Origin of the sequence: aff. Roholtiella sp. LEGE 12411, assembly GCF_015206995.1 — a bacterium.
Classification (GTDB): Bacteria; Cyanobacteriota; Cyanobacteriia; order Cyanobacteriales; family Nostocaceae; genus Komarekiella.
On record NZ_JADEXR010000139.1, the window covers coordinates 1 to 15,133 of the forward strand.

Consider the following 15,133-nt stretch of genomic DNA (forward strand, 5'->3'; position numbering starts at 1 on the left):
TAACAATAAGTTGAAGCTGATTAAAAGGCTAGGTTATGGCTTTCGTAATTTCGCAAACTTTCGATTGCGCTGCCTATTATCTTGGCACTTTAGTGTTAAATCTCCATAAGGGGATCGGTAGAACCATATTAATAGCATTGGTAAATATAAAAAATAACACATTAAGTACCTCATTAGCAATGAATGCAAGAGAATTTAAAGATGACTTTAAAAATGGCTGAGGAGATATATTTTGTGAGAAATTTGTGAGAAAGTTGATAGTAAAGATAAATCACCCAATTTGAAATTCATGGATTCTTTATCTATCAATTCCTTACTTGAAGAGTTGAAAAATCCCGATGTCATAGTCCGCGAGCAGGCAACTAGAAAAATCTGGCGGATCTGGTTTCAGCAAAAGGGAATATATGGGCTAGAAAGGATCGATCACAGTCAAAAGCTACTTGATGCAGGGGAAATTACTGAAGCTGAAGCAACTCTTACAGAGCTAATTAAAGACCAGCCCGATTTTGCCGAAGCTTGGAATCGTCGGGCTTTTCTCTATTACAGCATTGGTAATTATCGAAAATCTCTCTCTGATTGTCAGAAAGCTGTGCAGTTAAATTCAATACATTTTGGCGCACTTCACGGTATGGGTTTGTGTTATGCGGCGTTAGGAGAGTATGGTAAAGCTATCCAAGCTTTTCAACGCGCTTTGGAAATTCAGCCATACTCGCTAGTGAATCAAAAGTTGATTCTAGAATGTACATTTAGATTCAGCTAAAACAGCAGATAGGAGAAAGCATTCTATTGTTTTATAAATCTGTTACTACTTTCATCAACAGCAATTCATCGCCTTATCCGCTGCAACTTTATTCAATACGTTTGTGTCTGCATTAGTAGCAGTATCATTGCTCCCTGTAGCAATAATTACTAAATACTAACTACTATTCTCGGTTAAATAAAGTCACATTTGGCACAAAGTAGATAGTAAAAGCAGAACACGGCGGATTTGATCAGGCTATTGCCACTGGTATTTACAAAGACCACGGTTTAGATATCAGCGTCAAAATGGGTGGGTTCCAAGTTCCCGGTTGCACTTAATTGTTGATGAGGTGTGCAGTAGATTTCTTCATGAGTTATGGCATGAATGCAGTGAACGTCATAGCGCAGGGAATTCCCAAAATTACGATAGCAGCAATCTTCCAAAAAGATCCCCAGTGTCTCATCGCCCATCCCAACACAGTGACTAAAACCTTAGCCGATTACTAGTAAATTATGGTTATCAACCAGATGCAACTAAAAAAAAGAACTAATAGAAAAAACACTTGAGTGCCATATCTGACTCTATATTAAGTAAGTGGCATGAAAATGCTATTAAAAAAGAAAATTAAGGTTTTCAAACGCAGAGGAACGCAAAGGTTAACGCAGCGAAAAGTTCTGGAGGAGGGTTAGCCCGATCTAGGAAACTTTTCAAGACAAAGGAACGCAGAAAGTTAATTATTGAGCGTTTCTCGGCACTTTCCTCAGCGTAAAAAAAGGATATGAGCTGATGACGACAACCAACTTAAATGCCCTGATTAATGCTCTAGAAGGCATAGAAATCATTACAGACCCTACCCAAGTATCAAAATTATCCCAGGATTACCACACCTTTAGCCCAGTATTAGTACCAAAACTAGAGGGAAAAGTCGGGGATATTGTAGTGCGTCCCGCCAATGAACAGGAAGTTTTAAAAGTTGCAGCCGCCTGTGCTAGACATCGTGTACCCGTGACTGTGCGGGGTGCAGGAACTGGAAATTATGGGCAATGTGTACCGTTGCACGGTGGCGTGATTCTGGACATGACACGGATGCACGAGATTCCTTGGGTGAAACCAGGAGTGGCGCGGGTTGAAGCTGGGGTAAAATTGGCTGCTTTGGATAAAAAAGCGCGGGAAATAGGCTGGGAAATGCGGATGGCACCTTCGACGTACCGCACAGCAACAATTGGCGGATTTATTGCTGGTGGCAGTGGGGGCGTTGGGTCTGTACAATACGGATTACTAGGCGATCGCGGCAATATCTTAGCATTGCGAGTCGTGACTGTAGAAGATGAACCCCGTGTTATCGAACTGCGGGGGGACGATGTGCAAAAGGTAAATCATGCTTGGGGTATTAATGGCATTATCACCGAATTAGAAATTCCCTTGGGGCCAGCTTATCCTTGGGCAGAAGTTATTGTCACATTTGACGACTTTATGGCGGCGGTAAATTTTGGTCAGGCGCTTGGCAATGCTGATGGCATGATTAAGAAGTTGATTTCTGTCTTTGCATCCCAGATTTCACAATATTTTCACGCCCTTGAAGATTACATTCCTAAAGGTACTCACCCAGTATTCTTGATGCTTGCCGAATCTAGTTTAGAATTATTACCTGGTTTGGTACAGCAATATGGTGGCAAGATTACTTATCAAAAACCAGCCCAGGAAGCAGCAAAAGGCACACATTTAGCAGAATTTACCTGGAACCATACTACCTTACACGCCCGGACGGTAGATACTTCAATTACCTATTTGCAAAGTATGTTCCCTGCTAATCAAAGCTTGCAACTGGTAGAGCATTTGTATCACTATTTTGGTGATGAGGTGATGATGCATTTAGAATTTTTTCGGGTGAACGGTGCTGTAATTCCTGGTGCTTTACAACTTGTGCGATATACCACAGAGGAACGCCTCAACGAAATTATCCGCTACCATGAAGCGCAGGGTGTGTTTATTGCTAATCCTCACACGTATATTATTGAAGATGGGGGAAGAAAAGTTATTGATCCTGAGCAATTAAAATTTAAGGAAATGGTTGACCCTTATGGGTTAATGAATCCTGGCAAAAGCAAGGCTCTGCAATTAAAAATTCATAATTAGTGCAACATTGAAAAGCTAATAGATACACAGATGATAATTTTCTGTATTTATTGTATGTAACCTCTTGTAGTTTGATTCAATAGCCGTGGGTAAAACCCAAAATCACACTACTTCGCTCAATGGTTTATAGAGCACGCCAGTAGCTCCATCATCCCAAAATCGCGCATGATTGACATTGACGGTTCCTATGGAGAGGGAGGCGGACAAGTTCTCCGCACTTCCCTAAGTTTAGCCGCCATTACTGGCGAACCTATACGTATTACAGGCATTCGCGCCGGACGCAAAAAGCCAGGACTAGCAGCCCAGCATTTAACAGCAGTTCGCGCTGCGGCAAGAATTTGTAATGCCCAGCTACGAGGTGATGCTTTAGGTTCAATGCTAGTGGAATTCATTCCCGGTAGTTCTGTACAAGCTGGAACTTATACTTTTGATGTGAGTGAAGCACTTACTGGTGGTTCTGCTGGTGCGATCGCTCTAGTTTTACAGACTATCCTTTTACCTTTAGCGCTAGCAAGTGGTGATTCTCAGGTAACGCTACGGGGGGGAACTCATGTCATCTTTAGTCCGACAGTGACTTACATTGAGCAAGTCTATCTGCCGATATTGCAGCGTATGGGAGTACAAGCTAAAGTCAAGTTAGGCGCTTGGGGGTGGTATCCCCAAGGTGGTGGAGAGGTAGAGATGCGGGTGAGTGGTGGTAGCAAACTAAATGGGATCAACTTGCTAGAACGGGGAAATTTAAAGCAGGTACGGGGACTAGCAGTGGTGACGGAACTGCCTTCGCATATTCCGCAACGGATGGCGAATCGTGCTGAGAATTTGTTAAGGGAAGCGCACTTGAAAGTTACTGTACAGGCTTTGCGAGAAAAAGGTGTGGCACCGGGGGCGGGTATTTTCTTAACTGCTGAGTATCAGAACAGCTTGACTGGGTTTGGTGGGTTTGGGCGTTTGCGGTTATCAGCGGAAACTGTTGCGGAAATTGCTTGTCAGCAACTACTTGAATTTCATCAAACCGGCGCACCTGTAGATGAACACTTAGCCGATCAGTTATTGTTACCAGCGGCTTTAGCCTCACATGAAAGTCAGTATCGGGTCGCTGAAATTAGTACACATTTAACGACGAATGCAGCAGTTATTGAGCAGTTTGGACTAGGGCGAATAACTGTCAATCAATGTGAGCAGATAGTTAGTGTGCAACCTTTGAAGAAATAATATCATGTCTTCTTGATGACTTATTAAACAGCACGCTGCCTTATTTAATCTTCAATCTTAGTCCCGCTAATTACTAAAGCGAGTAGAGAATAATGACCACCTATTCTTGTTGTACTCTTACTGCCTGTTACTGCATCAAACATTCTTCCCGTCACGCCACCCACCAACAAACGTGGCTATCCCCAACGCCGCCAAGCCGATCGCTCCCCACTTCCAGGTTGGATTCATATCCCACCAATCTAAGAAGCTTGGCACTGTCAGGTTTATAAAGTCTCCCTCAACGCGGTTATAGCCGTTTATCGGTTCAAAAACATTGTCTGGTGCATCCTCTGATTTCGGCTCATTAGTACGCTGTCCTGCAAAGCCGATCGCCACTAGCACTGAGTCTACTAGAGACGGTGAGACGCGTTGCAGCACATCTAACACTTTGCCTACATCCCCAACGATAAAATCACGCGTGGGGTGTTCGGCAACGTAGAGAATGGCATCAGCAACTAAACTAGGATCGTAATACGGCGGTATCCCCGTTGGTTTCACTCCTAGCTTGGTGCGAACTTTATTGTAGAAAGGTGTGTTAATCACTGAAGGCAATATTGAGGTGACGCTGATAGGCCACTTTTCGTGTTCCAACTCGACGCGCAACGCTTCTAAGAAACCTTCTAAACCGTGCTTGGCAGTAGAATAAGGACTTTGCAATGGCAGACTGCGCCTACCCTCCATTGAGGAAATATGAATTAATGCCCCGCGTCCCTCTTGTTTTAGATAAGGTAGTGCTGCCATTGCACCATACACCTGTCCCATCAAAGTGACATCAACAACTCGCTCAAATTCCTCTGGTGTAATTTTCTCGAAAGGCGCAAGTATACCTGTGGCGGCAGCATGAACCCAAGTATCCAGTCGTCCATATTTTGCTACGGCTTTGTCTGCGATCGCTTTTACCTGCTGAAAGTCACTGACATCGGCGACAATATACATTGCATCACCGCCAAAGCCTTGGATTTCCTCTACTAAGGATTTCAATCCTGATTCGCTGCGTGCTGCAACTACTATCTTTGCCCCACGTTGGGCAAACTTCACCGCTGTGTCCCTTCCGATACCGCTGGAAGCCCCAACTACGGCTACTACCTGCTGATTAATTGGCTTCAATTGCATGGTTAATCACCCTTACCTCTTCTTTTATGTAAAGTTTGATTAAGGGTAGATGCATCCGTCGTTAGACTTACGCACAAGGTAGAGATGTCGGGGGAGTGGGGGAGTACAAGAGGAATAAATACTGACTATTGTACAGACGCGTAGACGCTCGGAGAGCGGCTTATCGTAAGAGTATAATCGCGTTTGTACTCTTGACTTTTGACCCTTAACCCCTTTCATTTATTCTCCTCTCGCCACAAAGCAATACCACCTAATAAACCAGCGATATTGGGGATAAGTTTCACATTTAACGGTAATTGGATATTTACTCTTACAGCTTCACCACCGCCGATGTAAAGGTAATCATAATTGAACAGATGTTGCAAGGATGCGATCGCTTTTTCTAAACGCCTGTTCCATCTTTTCTCACCAATTTTTTCTAACTCTGCACGCCTTAGTTGTTGCTCATAAGTCTCTGCTTTGCGAAACTGATGATGACCCATTTCCATATTCGGCACTAATTTACCATCCAGAAACAGAGCCGAACCGAACCCTGTTCCCAGAGTAATCACCAATTCTACGCCTTTACCTGCGATCGCCCCAAATCCTTGCATATCGGCATCATTAATCACCCGCACAGGCTTATGTAAGTGATTGGACAATGCTGTTTCAAAATTAAACCCAATCCAATCTGGATGTAAGTTTACCGCTGTTTCTGTGACACCACACCGCACCACACCAGGAAAACCTACCGAAACGCGATGAAATTCACCTTGTGCAGTTGCCAACACGATAATTGCATTCATGACAACTTCAGGTGTAGCAGGTTGAGGTGTCTCTAAACGCACTCTTTCAGTTAAAGGAGTTCCTGTGATATCCAAAACTATAGCTTTGACACCACTACCGCCAATATCAACCGATAGGGTACGAATTGATCCGTTTTCTTCAGCCATTGGCTTACGTCCTTGTTACTGCTGATTCTTTCGTTATTATCCCCTGCTGCATCTGGATCAGACCGGATATACTTAGAGTCTTTACATGGTATGGGGCATGGGGCATGGGGAATGGGGAAGAAGCTACCAGCCCTATGCCCCAAGCGACGGGGCGACTATCCCTCTACAGACAGATGGGGATGGAGTTTCCCGTCGTTTTCAATAAATTGGAATGGCAATTGTAAACTGTGAGCCATGTCCCAGAACTGACTTTACTTCTAGGGTTCCTCTATGCTTTTCCACAATAATTTGATGAGCGATCGCTAATCCTAAACCAGTGCCTTTACCCACGTCTTTAGTGGTAAAAAATTGTTCAAATATACGCTGTTGAATTTCCTGGGATATTCCTATACCATTGTCAGTAATTTTAATTAATATAAGTTTTTTGTCTTCAGTTAATTCTGTACGAATTTGGATTTGAGGTGTAAATTCGATTTTACGTTTAAGGAATATAGAATCGGAAGTTGATAATTGAGTAGATAAGGAAGGTAAGATAATTAATTTATCTACTTCTGATTTCTCAAAATTCACTACTTGCTGATTATTAATCTTCTCATCAATTGCATCAATAGCATTAGATAATATATTCATAAATACTTGATTTAGTTGCCCTGCATAGCACTCTATAGGTACTAAATCGCCATACTCTTTAATCACTTCAATAGCTCGACGTTCTTGTGTAGCTCTCAGGCGACTATGCAAAATCATTAAAGTACTATCAATACCTACATGTAAATCAACTTTTTTGATTTCCGCTTCATCCAAACGTGAGAAAATTCGGAGCGATCGCACAATTTCTTGAATGCGGTCAGAACCCACCATCATTGATGCTAAAAGTTTAGGCAAATCTTTCTTGATGAAATCAAGTTCAATTACATTTGAAAACTCTTGAATTTCTTGGATAGATACTGGCGTATAGACTTCGTATAAATTTAGTAATTTTAACAAGTTTTCAATATAGTTTTGAGCATAAATTAAGTTGCCATAAATAAAATTTACTGGATTGTTGATTTCATGGGCAATCCCTGCTACCAATTGTCCCAAGGAAGACATTTTTTCTTTTTGTACTAGCTTCAACTGCATTTTACGCAAATCTAAATGGACATTTATCCTGGCTAAAACCTCTTCATGTTCAATAGGCTTAGTAATATAGTCAACTGCACCTACATGCAACCCTTTAACTTTTTCCACAGTTTCAGAAAGCGCAGTCATAAAAATTACTGGAATGTCTTTAGTCTTTTGATTAGTTTTCAAACGCCGGCAGGTTTCAAATCCATCAATTCCTGGCATCATTACATCTAATAAAATTAAGTTTGGTAATATCTCTTGTGCCTTTTCTAATGCACCTTCACCGCTCTTAGCAATAGAAACTTTAAAGCCAGATTTATTTAAAATATCGAATAAAACCTTGAGATTATTTGGAATATCGTCAACAATCAAAATTAAATCTCTTTGACAATTATTCATTTTTGAAGCTAAGCTAATTCATTTTTTATTAAGTTGACAATTTTTTCATCATCTAATTCTTCTGCTAATTCTAATATCTTATTAGCAAAAACTGTATATTTTGAGTCTAAGCTTTTAATATATATTGCTTCTTCTTGGATATCCTGGATACAACCATTTTTAGCAAACTTATATAAATTAACAAGCTTTTCTTTAGGTGGAAATATTATTTTTTCTAGAGAATATATACTCTCAGCTTCATTAATCCATATTAAATTTAAATAATTCTGTATTTTGTCAAACAAATCGTTAGTTTGCACAGGCTTGGGTAGAAAATCATTACAACCTGCCTCTAGGCTCTGCTGACGATTAAAGCTAAATACACTTGCAGAAGATGCAATAATTACGGTATTCTTAAATTCACATTGAGAGCGTAAATGTTGTGTCATTTTTAAGCCATTCATTATAGGCATTGCTAAATCGGTAATAATTAGATCTGGTTGGAATTCTTGAGCCTTCTCCAAACCCTCTTTTCCATTTTGTGCTTCAATGACTTTAAAACCAATAGGCTCAAGTAGATTGACAATTACAGAGCGATTTTCCCAACGCTCATCAACAACTAAAATTATCTGTTGTCTACCTTGGTAAGAAATCAAATTTTGCTTAAACCCAGATTGTGGTGATATCCAATCAGTAGCTTCTGGTAGATTTAAGTCAAACCAAAACTTGCTCCCTTTATTTGGTGTACTTTCGACTTGGATATTACCTCCCATCATTTCTATGATTTGACGACTGATTGCCAATCCCAAACCTGTACCTTCATATTTATTTTTGCTATCGCCTACTTGCTCAAAAGGTAAGAATATTTTAGTTAATTCTTCAGGAGTCATCCCAACACCAGAGTCTTCAATTTGGAAGCGAATTTTCCAATATTTAACATTTGCTTTATGATTTTCTATTGAAGAGGTTTCATTTTCTATAACTCCTACTTTAAACGATACTTCTCCTCGATGTGTAAATTTAATAGCATTACCTAAAAGGTTAATCAATACTTGTCGTAAACGTTTTTCATCTGTATTGATAGCTATGGGTAGTTGATTAAGTATTTCATATTTAAAGTTGATTGTTTTTTGCTCTGCTTTAATAATAAAGATGTCTATCACTCCCCGAAGAAAGTTTTCTAAATGAAAATCGTTGGTGTAAATATCGAGTTTTTTGGCTTCGATTTTTGAAATATCTAAGATGTCATTAATTAATGTCAGTAGGTGATAGCCACATTGTTGAATAATACTCAATCCTTTTTTTTGTTTGGGAGTAGCGATTTGATCGCGTTGCAGAATTTGGGCGTAGCCGAGAATTCCGTTGAGGGGAGTGCGGAGTTCATGGCTCATATTTGCGAGAAATTCGCTTTTTGCTTGATTAGCAACATCGGCAGTTTCTTTTGCTGCTTTCAGTTCTACAGTACGTTCTTCAACTCGCTTTTCTAAATCTTGATTGGTCTTTTCTAAGGCAGTGAAAGACTCCCGCAATTGTCCTGCCATTTGGTTAAAGGATTGGGCGAGGATGCTGAGTTCTTTGATATCCGAAACTTCTACTGCTTGGTCTAGATTCCCAGATGCGATCGCCCTACTCGCTTTACTTAACTCCCACATAGGCTTGGTGATCCAACAAGATGTATAGATTCCTAAAACTGTTGCGACTTCTAATGCACCAAGACACAATAAGATAGTTGTTTGGTTATTGACGTTGATTTGTGCCATGAAGTCACTTTCTGGTAGAACGACAATTACTAACCAGTCCAAACCAAACTCGTCTCGCCAATTTATGACGTGGACAAATTCGCGATCGCCTTTGAACTCAAAATTCAATTCATGGCTATCTGTTATTGCGTTAAAGTCGCTAAATTTTTGCTGCAAATACTTTGCTGTTGCTTGAATTATGGGATCACTACTGTTTAGTGCGTTTAAGCGTTGCGTTTTACCATTTATTACTGTAAATGGCTTTTGAAGGCTGGAATTAGCTATTAATAACCCATCACGTTCGATGATAAAAATTTTTGCGCTTGGGCTAACTTTTAAGTTGGCTAGAAAATCGCTGATATTCGACAGCAGTAAATCAACACCAAGGACACCAACTATTTTATGGGTCTTGTCGTAGATAGGATGATTTGCCGAAGCCGCAACATATCCTTCAAATCCTTCTGCTGTGTAAATTCGACTCCAGATGGGTTTGCCTACCTTGACTGTTTCGGCATACCATTCATCGATTAGGGGATCATAATTTACGACTTCTAGCAATTTAGTACGATTTCCCTGGCTATCAGTCACGTAAGTGTAGTTTTTCTTTGCAGAATCTTCATTAATCACAACCCCCTGATCTTTTAGCCAACGACCTGCACCCGCCCCTTGATAAGTTTGCAGGTTATAGCCAACGTAGCTAACATTTTTGAATACCTGCGCTTGTTTCCAAAAGTAACGCCCTGTACTTTGCAAGTCTTGTAAGTTGAGTAGTCCCTGTTCGATAGCGTCAATGTTGATTTGATTAATTTGATGCGGAGTTGCCAAATAAGTATCAAGGTGTTCATCAACTATGCTACCGGTTTTACTCATCAACTGATTAGCAAGGTCATTAACTGCCTTCTGCCCATTTTTAAACGAGAGATACCCCACTAGTCCCACAGCAGCGAAGATTTGGATCAAAAAGGGTACGACCAGTACAAGGCGCAGTGGTAACTTTTTGGAATATGACAAGCCAGAAAGATTCATCGCTTCAATTGGGCAGTTTAGCGACTCATATCTTGCATTCAGCGATTGTCGCCAGGGCTAAGCGCAAAATATGAGCAAAAAGTAAATTTCCTGGCTGAAGTTAGTTTGCCCACAATTTTGTTTCTTGTATCAATCCCGTTAAGATAAAAATGGAGTAATCCAAGTAATATGCACAGTTTCATTCCTCCAGAACGCTTTTTTTCCTACCTCACTTGGACTGACATTCAGTCAATGCCAGATAAGGAAAATGTGGTGATCATCCAACCAGTAGGGGCAATTGAACAACATGGCCCCCATCTACCGTTAATTGTAGATGCTGCTATTGGTGTGGCAGTCCTGGGAAAAGCCATGGAAAAGCTGGACTCTCGAATTCCTGCCTATGCCTTACCAACGCTTTATTATGGCAAGTCTAACGAACACTTACACTTTCCCGGTACGATTAGCTTGAGTACAGCAACTCTCACGGCAATCATTATGGAAGTGGGAGAAAGTATCTATCGTGCTGGGTTTAGAAAACTGGTGTTAATGAACTCCCACGGCGGACAACCCCAAGTCATGCAAATGGCAGCGCGGGATTTACACGTTATGTATGATGACTTTTTAGTGTTTCCGCTGTTTACTTGGCGTGTGCCTAATATTACTAAAGATTTATTAACTCCGAAAGAAGCAGCCCTAGGAATGCACGCCGGAGATGCAGAAACTAGCATCATGCTGTCGATTTTGCCAGAACAAGTAAAGCTGGATAGAGCGGTTGCAGAGTATCCGCCAGAGCAATCACAGAGTACTTTGCTCAGTTGGGAAGGTAAGCTACCTATAGCTTGGGTGACACGGGATATTAGTAAAAGTGGAGTGATTGGCGACGCCACAACTGCGACTAAAGAAAAAGGCGATCGCATTCTTGAATCTGTCGCCAACGGTTGGGTACAGGTCATTCAAGATATCTATGCCTTTCAACAACCTCAATGCACTTAGTGAAAGGAGATAGAGGGGTTAAGGGTCAACCAATTTTGGATTTTGGATTTTAGATTTTAGACTTACTGCAACTTTCCCCACTTAGCACTTTTTAGCAATTTGAGAAATTCACACCTACAGCACTCTCCAGATTTGCTAATGTAGGGATAATGGAGATAAGGCTGCTGATGGCGGTCTGGCTTGGTAACATCTGTCGGGTAGCAAATCTCAATTAAAAGTAAGATTAAGAGAAAGAATATGACGGCGTTTGAACCTAACAGCATCCGTTCTTATAGCCAAGAAGATGTGCAGCAAATTCTGCAATTGGCGATCGCCCGTCAAGCAGATGACAAAGACACAGAATTTTCTTACGAGCATCTTTTGGAAATCGCAACTGAGTTGGAAATTTCTCCAGAGTCTTTAAAACTGGCAGAACGTGACTGGATAGTACAACAGGGCCAAGTGCAAAAGCGAAAAGCCTTTGACGTTTTCCGCATCAGAAAATTTAAGAAGCGTCTCGGCAATTATACAATTGTCAATGGTTTTTTGATGCTGCTCGATTTGCTCACGAGCGGAGGTCTTGTATGGTCGTTGTATATTCTGCTATTCAGCGGACTTCCAGTAGGGTTTGATGCCTGGAATACTTTTCAAACTAAAGGTGAAGAGTATGAAATAGCATTCCAAAAGTGGAACCGCAATCATCAAATTAAACAAACCATCAACACAGTTTTGAATAAGTGGTTTAAGGCATTACAGGCTTAACTTATAGTAATCCGATTTGATTCGTGAACTGACTTGTAGAGCCGGGGAATGGGGAATAGGGGATAGGGAATGGGAAATGGGAAAAAAGGGAGTTAGAGGTGTACGCAGTTATTTCAAAAATCAAATAGGAATCCTATAATTAGCGATCGCCTTTTGAAAGTGAAAGAAAAACCTCCTAGTTGTATAAAGGGGATAAAGTTTGTCGTCAAATTGTTACGACTCCACCAAATGTAATTTAATAAACTGATGCGCGTCTAGATCAAATATTCTCACGCTTAGACTGTCCAAGGTCAAGAGTCAAAAGTCCAAGCTAGCCTTTGAATGTGGACTTTTGACTCTTGACAACCTCAGCGCGAAATATACAAATTTATTTGCGTAACACCTTATCGCTTTGGAAAAATTCTAAGGAATTCCTGCTTGTTGAAAAATTTGTAGGGGTGTAATTTGCAGCCCTTCGAGCAGAGAATCTTCTAAACTATCTACACCACTTTTTGTTTGAGGCCGTGCATCAGGATAAAAAATAGTTACTGTTTTCGCTCTTGCATCCACAACCCAAACTCTCATTACTCCTGCATCGAGATAATCTGTAGCTTTTGCGCTCATTTCTCCAAAGCTTTGGTCAAAAGAGATAATTTCGATCGCTAAATCTGGAGGTATGGGACAAGCTTCGTCGGCGATTACATCACTCTGAAGCCGAGAGTAGGAGATATAAAGTAAGTCTGGTACTGTTACCCAGTCCCGACCCTTACGTTTTAAAGTAACAGCCCACTCGATACCAACCTCACCACGATTTTGCACCCACTGGGTTAGGAGTACACTAAGAGCAAGGGTTAATCGTGAGTGAAATCTTTTTGGTGACATTTTAGGTTTTGCTTGGCCATCAACTAATTCGTAGGTGATATCCCCTTCAGGTAGAGCGATAAATTCTTGTAATGTAATTTGCGATTTGACTTGAGTCATAGCGATCGCGTCTCCTTGGCGATGACTCTATTTTGAGGCAATTTAACTAAAAATTAATCACCAATTTTAAATTTTTAAGACTGAGGCGTGGAAGATACAGCTATCCAATTTACGCCTATCATGACTTGTAGAGATGCGATCAATCAATCTCAAAATTAGTTAAAGCAAATGCGATTAATTTTATATAGTAAACCCGGATGTCATTTGTGTGAAGGCTTGCAGGAAAAATTAGAACAAATTAAAAATCTCAGTTTTGAGTTGGAAATTCGGGATATTACGACTCGTGAAGATTGGTTTGGTGCGTATCAGTATGAAGTGCCGGTACTTTATTTATCGAACCGCAGAGACGCCAAGGGCGCGGAGGGAGGATTGAGTGAGGAACCTTTGCCGCGTCCTTCTCCGCGTGCTAGTGTGCAGCAGTTGGAGCAAATGTTGCGTAAGTATTTATCCAATTAGAAAAAAAATAATGCAGAATAATCGCAAGACAAGCATCTGACGAGGTTCACAAGATGAAATTGCGGGAATTACTTGCAGCGGTAGACAGTGTTGAGCAATTGACTAGCCATCCTGCTTTGGAGGATGTGGAAGTTAGGGGATTGAAGACTAATTCTCATGCTTGCAGTGGGGGAGATTTGTTTATTGGGATGCCAGGAACGCGGGTAGATGGTGGGGAATTTTGGCCAAGTGCGATCGCATCGGGTGCAGTGGCAGCAATTATTTCTCCCGAAGCTGTCCAGAAAAGTCCTCCTACGGCTGAGGCTTTGGTCATCAGTGCTACCGATATGACTAAAGCTTGTGCTCAGATAGCTAGTGCTTTTTACGGTTATCCAGGGCAAAAACTCAAGCTGGTAGGTGTAACTGGTACTAATGGCAAAACTACAACCACTCATTTAATTGAATATCTGCTTACCAAAGCCAATTTATCTACAGCTTTGATGGGAACTCTTTACACTCGTTGGACTGGTTTTGAGCAGACTGCTGTTCACACTACGCCGTTTGCGGTGGAATTACAACAGCAGTTAGCGGAAGCTGTAAAGGCTGGTAGTGAATTTGGGGTGATGGAAGTCAGTTCTCACGCTTTGGCGCAAGGTCGAGTTTTGGGTTGTCAGTTTGAGGTGGGGGTGTTTAGCAATCTCACCCTAGACCATTTAGACTATCACAGCGATATGGAAGATTACTTTGCTGCCAAAGCGTTGTTGTTTAGTCCTGATTATCTCAAGGGACGGGCGATAATTAACGCTGATGACACCTACGGTAAGCGATTAATTGCGTCGTTGAATGCAGATCAAGTTTGGAGTTACAGTGTCAACGACAATAGTGCTGATTTGTGGATGAGTGACTTAAGTTACGAGCCGAGTGGTGTTAGCGGTATTTTGCATACACCAAAGGGTGATGTGGCTTTTCGTTCTCCCTTGGTTGGGCAATACAATTTAGAAAATTTATTGGCAGCGGTAGGAGCAGTTTTACACTTAGGACTAGATTTGGAGTTACTCGTATCTGTGATACCTGAGTTTCCGGGAGTTCCCGGACGAATGGAACGAGTGCAAATTATTCCTGAGCAAGATATTAGTGTGATTGTAGATTATGCCCATACGCCGGATAGTTTGGAGAATTTGCTCAAAGCCGCACGTCCGTTTATACCTGGGAAGATAATTTGCGTGTTTGGCTGTGGAGGCGATCGCGATCGCACTAAACGCCCAAAAATGGGTAAAATTGCCGCTGATCTAGCTGATGTAGCGGTGGTGACATCAGATAATCCCCGCACTGAAAACCCAGAACAGATTTTGCAAGATATTTTGGCAGGAATTCCCGAAACAGTAAAGCCTATTGTAAATGGCGATCGCGCTACTGCCATTCGTACTGCCATTTTACAAGCACAGCCCGGTGATGGGGTCTTACTCGCTGGTAAAGGACACGAAGACTATCAAATTCTCGGCACAGAAAAAATTCATTTTGACGACCGAGAACATGCACGCGATGCTTTACAGGAAAGACTGAAGATACAGGGTTAATTATGGTGGATGGGGCATGGGGGC

At 41.4% G+C, this 15,133-nt stretch carries 14 protein-coding genes; 9 read left to right on the top strand and 5 right to left on the bottom strand.

Translation table 11 applies throughout. The annotated features are described in order from the left end of the window. The 5 genes from IQ246_RS23080 to rtcA form a co-directional block, all read left to right on the top strand. Positions 1–109, top strand: a 109-nt coding sequence (locus tag IQ246_RS23080) for a transposase (RefSeq protein ID WP_194004204.1), incomplete at its 5' end; no start/stop codon positions are given. A gap of 180 nt (positions 110–289) precedes the next feature. Beyond that, positions 290–760, top strand: a complete 471-nt coding sequence (locus tag IQ246_RS23085; protein ID WP_194005666.1) for a tetratricopeptide repeat protein — start codon at positions 290–292, stop codon at positions 758–760. A 350-nt stretch (positions 761–1,110) separates the two neighbouring features. After that, complete coding sequence (locus IQ246_RS23090) at positions 1,111–1,248, top strand: hypothetical protein (RefSeq protein WP_194005667.1); 138 nt, start codon at positions 1,111–1,113, stop codon at positions 1,246–1,248. A 280-nt stretch (positions 1,249–1,528) separates the two neighbouring features. Then, positions 1,529–2,878, top strand: coding sequence for an FAD-binding oxidoreductase (locus IQ246_RS23095; protein ID WP_194005668.1), 1,350 nt, complete (start codon positions 1,529–1,531; stop codon positions 2,876–2,878). 165 nt (positions 2,879–3,043) lie between these two features. Then, a complete protein-coding gene (gene rtcA, locus IQ246_RS23100) occupies positions 3,044–4,090 on the top strand; it encodes an RNA 3'-terminal phosphate cyclase (RefSeq protein ID WP_194005669.1) in 1,047 nt (348 codons plus the stop codon). 135 nt (positions 4,091–4,225) lie between these two features. Here the strand turns inward: rtcA and IQ246_RS23105 are convergent, their stop codons facing one another. From IQ246_RS23105 to IQ246_RS23120, 4 genes are all read right to left on the bottom strand, one after another. Beyond that, on the bottom strand, positions 4,226–5,242 hold the full coding sequence (locus IQ246_RS23105) for an SDR family oxidoreductase (protein ID WP_194005670.1): 1,017 nt from the start codon (positions 5,240–5,242) through the stop codon (positions 4,226–4,228). Between the two features lie 215 nt (positions 5,243–5,457). After that, positions 5,458–6,174 (bottom strand): ROK family protein, encoded by a 717-nt coding sequence (locus IQ246_RS23110; protein ID WP_194005671.1) that lies wholly within the window; start codon positions 6,172–6,174, stop codon positions 5,458–5,460. A gap of 198 nt (positions 6,175–6,372) precedes the next feature. Next, on the bottom strand, positions 6,373–7,680 hold the full coding sequence (locus IQ246_RS23115) for a sensor histidine kinase (protein ID WP_194005672.1): 1,308 nt from the start codon (positions 7,678–7,680) through the stop codon (positions 6,373–6,375). A gap of 8 nt (positions 7,681–7,688) precedes the next feature. Further along, the gene (locus IQ246_RS23120; RefSeq protein ID WP_194005673.1) at positions 7,689–10,424 is read right to left on the bottom strand and encodes a hybrid sensor histidine kinase/response regulator; all 2,736 of its coding nucleotides are present in this window, start codon (positions 10,422–10,424) and stop codon (positions 7,689–7,691) included. Positions 10,425–10,592: 168 nt separating this feature from the next. Between IQ246_RS23120 and IQ246_RS23125 the strand changes: the two genes are divergently transcribed. Next, positions 10,593–11,396 (top strand): creatininase family protein, encoded by an 804-nt coding sequence (locus IQ246_RS23125; protein WP_194005674.1) that lies wholly within the window; start codon positions 10,593–10,595, stop codon positions 11,394–11,396. Between the two features lie 237 nt (positions 11,397–11,633). Beyond that, positions 11,634–12,137 (top strand): 2TM domain-containing protein, encoded by a 504-nt coding sequence (locus IQ246_RS23130; RefSeq protein WP_194005675.1) that lies wholly within the window; start codon positions 11,634–11,636, stop codon positions 12,135–12,137. 402 nt (positions 12,138–12,539) lie between these two features. On the opposite strand, the gene IQ246_RS23135 is transcribed toward IQ246_RS23130, so the two are convergent. Then, positions 12,540–13,097: a Uma2 family endonuclease gene (locus IQ246_RS23135; protein WP_194005676.1), complete on the bottom strand. Its 558-nt coding sequence runs from the start codon at positions 13,095–13,097 to the stop codon at positions 12,540–12,542. 168 nt (positions 13,098–13,265) lie between these two features. On the opposite strand from IQ246_RS23135, the gene IQ246_RS23140 reads away from it, so the two are divergent. Both IQ246_RS23140 and IQ246_RS23145 read left to right on the top strand, forming a co-directional pair. After that, positions 13,266–13,553, top strand: coding sequence for a glutaredoxin family protein (locus IQ246_RS23140; protein ID WP_194005677.1), 288 nt, complete (start codon positions 13,266–13,268; stop codon positions 13,551–13,553). A gap of 53 nt (positions 13,554–13,606) precedes the next feature. Then, positions 13,607–15,109: a UDP-N-acetylmuramoyl-L-alanyl-D-glutamate--2,6-diaminopimelate ligase gene (locus tag IQ246_RS23145; protein ID WP_194005678.1), complete on the top strand. Its 1,503-nt coding sequence runs from the start codon at positions 13,607–13,609 to the stop codon at positions 15,107–15,109. The last annotated feature ends 24 nt before the right edge of the window (positions 15,110–15,133 follow it).

Coding starts and splice junctions, on each gene's coding strand:
- IQ246_RS23085 (WP_194005666.1), top strand. CDS start 290: ATGGATTCTTTATCTATCAATTCCTTACTTGAAGAGTTGAAAAATCCC.
- IQ246_RS23090 (WP_194005667.1), top strand. CDS start 1,111: ATGAGTTATGGCATGAATGCAGTGAACGTCATAGCGCAGGGAATTCCC.
- IQ246_RS23095 (WP_194005668.1), top strand. CDS start 1,529: ATGACGACAACCAACTTAAATGCCCTGATTAATGCTCTAGAAGGCATA.
- rtcA (WP_194005669.1), top strand. CDS start 3,044: ATGATTGACATTGACGGTTCCTATGGAGAGGGAGGCGGACAAGTTCTC.
- IQ246_RS23105 (WP_194005670.1), bottom strand. CDS start 5,242: ATGCAATTGAAGCCAATTAATCAGCAGGTAGTAGCCGTAGTTGGGGCT.
- IQ246_RS23110 (WP_194005671.1), bottom strand. CDS start 6,174: ATGGCTGAAGAAAACGGATCAATTCGTACCCTATCGGTTGATATTGGC.
- IQ246_RS23115 (WP_194005672.1), bottom strand. CDS start 7,680: ATGAATAATTGTCAAAGAGATTTAATTTTGATTGTTGACGATATTCCA.
- IQ246_RS23120 (WP_194005673.1), bottom strand. CDS start 10,424: ATGAATCTTTCTGGCTTGTCATATTCCAAAAAGTTACCACTGCGCCTT.
- IQ246_RS23125 (WP_194005674.1), top strand. CDS start 10,593: ATGCACAGTTTCATTCCTCCAGAACGCTTTTTTTCCTACCTCACTTGG.
- IQ246_RS23130 (WP_194005675.1), top strand. CDS start 11,634: ATGACGGCGTTTGAACCTAACAGCATCCGTTCTTATAGCCAAGAAGAT.
- IQ246_RS23135 (WP_194005676.1), bottom strand. CDS start 13,097: ATGACTCAAGTCAAATCGCAAATTACATTACAAGAATTTATCGCTCTA.
- IQ246_RS23140 (WP_194005677.1), top strand. CDS start 13,266: ATGCGATTAATTTTATATAGTAAACCCGGATGTCATTTGTGTGAAGGC.
- IQ246_RS23145 (WP_194005678.1), top strand. CDS start 13,607: ATGAAATTGCGGGAATTACTTGCAGCGGTAGACAGTGTTGAGCAATTG.